This is a genomic window from Enterobacter cloacae complex sp. S2, from assembly GCF_015159675.1.
GTDB classification, from domain to species: Bacteria; Pseudomonadota; Gammaproteobacteria; order Enterobacterales; family Enterobacteriaceae; genus Enterobacter; species Enterobacter intestinihominis.
In genome coordinates, this window is the sequence record NZ_JADDTS010000076.1 from 1 (window position 1) to 3,199 (window position 3,199).

Annotated in this window: 4 protein-coding genes; 3 read left to right on the top strand and 1 reads right to left on the bottom strand. The window is 46.0% G+C overall.

The window, feature by feature from the left end:
* The first annotated feature begins 286 nt into the window (after nt 1–286).
* The 3 genes from IPZ49_RS23295 to IPZ49_RS22670 are packed head-to-tail and all read left to right on the top strand — an operon-like array spanning nt 287 to nt 2,467.
* Nucleotides 287–1,159, top strand: coding sequence for a hypothetical protein (locus IPZ49_RS23295; RefSeq protein ID WP_227754132.1), 873 nt, complete (start codon nt 287–289; stop codon nt 1,157–1,159).
* Between the two features lie 21 nt (nt 1,160–1,180).
* A complete protein-coding gene (locus IPZ49_RS23300) occupies nt 1,181–1,789 on the top strand; it encodes a hypothetical protein (RefSeq protein ID WP_227754133.1) in 609 nt (202 codons plus the stop codon).
* The gene (locus tag IPZ49_RS22670; RefSeq protein WP_013098598.1) at nt 1,790–2,467 is read left to right on the top strand and encodes a phage baseplate protein; all 678 of its coding nucleotides are present in this window, start codon (nt 1,790–1,792) and stop codon (nt 2,465–2,467) included.
* A 33-nt stretch (nt 2,468–2,500) separates the two neighbouring features.
* On the opposite strand, the gene IPZ49_RS22675 is transcribed toward IPZ49_RS22670, so the two are convergent.
* On the bottom strand, nt 2,501–3,142 hold the full coding sequence (locus IPZ49_RS22675) for an EAL domain-containing protein (RefSeq protein ID WP_227754134.1): 642 nt from the start codon (nt 3,140–3,142) through the stop codon (nt 2,501–2,503).
* Nucleotides 3,143–3,199 lie beyond the last annotated feature (57 nt).

Consider the following 3,199-nt stretch of genomic DNA (forward strand, 5'->3'; position numbering starts at 1 on the left):
GCTATGGACGCTTTCGATCAAATTCAGAAGAAAGCTAAAGGCATTAAAGATCCCACGTTGAATATGAAAAAATTCAGCCAAAGGGCTTAAATCTGCTGAAAGAGAATTAGACAAGCTGAATAAGAAAGCGTCAAAGCCTCGTAATAGCGATGAACGAGAAAAGGCAAGGGCAGCTAAGGCGCAAGCCCGTGTAGAGGCTCAGGCAGCGAAAGAGGCCGCAAGAAACGCACAGCGCCGTGAACGGGCTGAATTGAAGCTATTGGACACTGCCAGCAGCTTTAGAAGTATGCAACACCTTACCAACGTCGAATTAACCCAGGCGGCATTACAGGCCAGCAGGATCACTAAGGCTTATGCAGCAGGTACTATCTCATTACAACGCCAAAACAGCGAGATCAAACGACTCCAGCAGAGCTACAGACGCATTAACGCTGAGCGTAGGGCTGCGGCGAAAGCGGGAGGGGCTAACGCTCTTGGTGGCGGTGGTAAGGCTACAGGGGCTATCTCTGGCTCTCTGATGGGCTTAGGCACTGGTGCGCTTGCTGGCGCTGGTATTGGTGCGGCGGCTTACGGTGCTTATTCATGGGGGAAAGAGGCTGTTACAGCACAGGAAGAGCGTAGCGAAATTGTGCAACGTGCCAGATTGGGCGGTGTAGATTATAACTTTTTACAATCGTTAGGCCAATTTGCACAGGCTAATGGTATCGATAGCGGGATGGGAACCCAGGGAGCCAGAAAAAACCTCGATGTAGCAAAAGATGTTTCTGAAAAGCTCGCAGATGGTGCGTTGAATGCGAAACGTAATAAACAAGGTGAATGGACAGGAGCACCAACAGGTATTAACACCGCTTTGAATATGGGGTACACGCCTGAACAGCTTAAAGAATGGGCTAAAAATCCGTTTGGTTTTGTCTCTTCATATACCAACACAATGCAATCTAAAGGATTGAGCGAACAAGAAATTTTGCACAATCTTGAAGACCTCGGGGACGATCTCGGACTTTACGCCAAAGCCTTTATGAATGGCGGGAAGGCTCTTACTTATCAGGTGGACGTGCTCAAGCGTAACGGGCAGTGGCTGGATGAAGCACAGCAGGATCAGCTTGTGGCCTACCGTAAGTTTAATCAGGAGCTTAGCATTCTCTCCGATAGCCAGTAGCTGGCATTCTTCGAAGGGTTTATGTCAGAGATTGACCCTGAAACCATGCGAGAGTTTAAGGACGCTATGCAGGAGGCGTTACCCTTCTTTCAGGGTGTCGGACGGGCTGCGGGCGATGTGGTGGATGGTCTGATGAAGCTAACCAACTGGATCACAGGTAAGCTCAACCTACTCAATGGGGATAACACCTCTAAAGAAGCTGTTAGCCAGCATTACGGCACTACGTCAGCACCTGTACAGGCTGGAAGTAATCCAGTGGCTAACGCCTATGGAGCCAGCCAGCCGAAAGCGGATGGTCATGAGCATAATGTATTCGACACAGTGCGCGAATGGTGGAACGGGACAAGCGACGCTAAGGACGTGAGCAGCTACGTGCAGAGCACCAATGGAGATTACTCTCCTGTTTCGATGTTGAAACAGAGTGCAGCAGCGCCCGCTAAGCCAGCCAGTGCGCCGATCATGCAGCCTGTAGTATTGCAGAATCAGCTACCGGAAGGGCTTATCCATCTAACTATTTCTCCTGATCCGACATTCGGAAACATGCTTAATGCTACCGTTGATCAGCGTATCAATGATAACAATCAGCGTATGGTGCTGGCTGTTTCATCTGGACAAGGGACGGGGGGCTAAATGGCAACACCAGGTAGTTTAACTATCGGGGGCAGCGATGCCTCCCGTATCAATTCAACTCAGAACAGTAATAACAGCAGTGCTACCCGCACCAAAGGTGAAAACGGATTCACCATCCTTGCATCTGTATATAATTCGTCCTCAGATAGCTATATTCAGAACTATCAGGCGATAGTGTTTGATGCCGTGACGGATACGGGAATACGCAGACAGGCTGATATTACCAGCTATCCCGTTGAGAGCGGGGCAGAGGTGAGCGATCACGTTCAGATTAAGAATAATACATTCAAGCTATCGGGGATTATTTCCGAAACTCCGGTGAGGCTGGAAAAGGATTTGTTATACAGCGCTGGTGTGAATGGCACTCGTATCAGTCAAGCTATCGAATACCTCGATAAGATGTTTGAAAGTCGCCAGCCCATCACATTAGTGACAGAGCACAAAGTGTACGATAATGTTATTCTCTCCGGTATTTCCTACGATTATAAATCTGAATACGCGATGCAATTCGATCTTGAATTTGAACAGATCAGGCTTGTCAGTAAAGCTACAGTTAATGTGATTGCAACTAAAACGCAGGGAAATAAATCTGTAGGCGGTACGGTGAAACAGAAGGTGGTGAACAATGCACCTAAGAAAACTGAATCTGACACTGTTACGACGGAGTTTAAAAAATGAGGGGCTTATGCCCCTTTTTTGATGGTTTCAACACTAAAGCAATGAATCCACATTTTTAAAAGGGACAGATTTAAAAAGATAGCCCTGTAATCCCCAAATTCCCACCTCACGCAGTAACCCCATATGATCTCTATTCTCAATCCCTTCAATAATAATTTTGTCGCAGTGTTTTTTGATTGATGCAATCAACAGGTTGAAGGTTGGTTTCTGCACCTGTTCATTAAAGAAGCAGCGATCTATCTTTACAACCTCAAAGTATCCTTCGATCAAACTAACTACATTCGCGTTTCCTGCGCCAAGGTCATCGAGCCATAGCCCATTTACACCCTGGCTCAGCGATTTTAATAAGGGACTTTTCAATCCCTTATCCAAACCAGGGAAATGCTCAGAAAGTTCAAGTTTGACGAATGGCATAGATTCAAATGCTTTTATCAATGTTTGATCGTGCCGAACGAGAAAAGCCATTTGTTGATCAATGTTTAGTGTGCAAAAAAGTTTATTTCGTTCGAACCACTTTTGTTTGCTGGAAATGATACCGCATTGTTCGTATAGAAAGAGCCGCTTCCTATCTAAATCCCAAGATGAAATAACAAAGTCAGGATGACAAGGACGGCCATCATTGGAAATGAAACGAGTTAAAAGTTCAACGCCCATTAATCTCTCGTCAACATTCATTATTGGGTCTGCAATATAAATGTGTTCCAAACTAATTGCTGTCACTTATACACAACT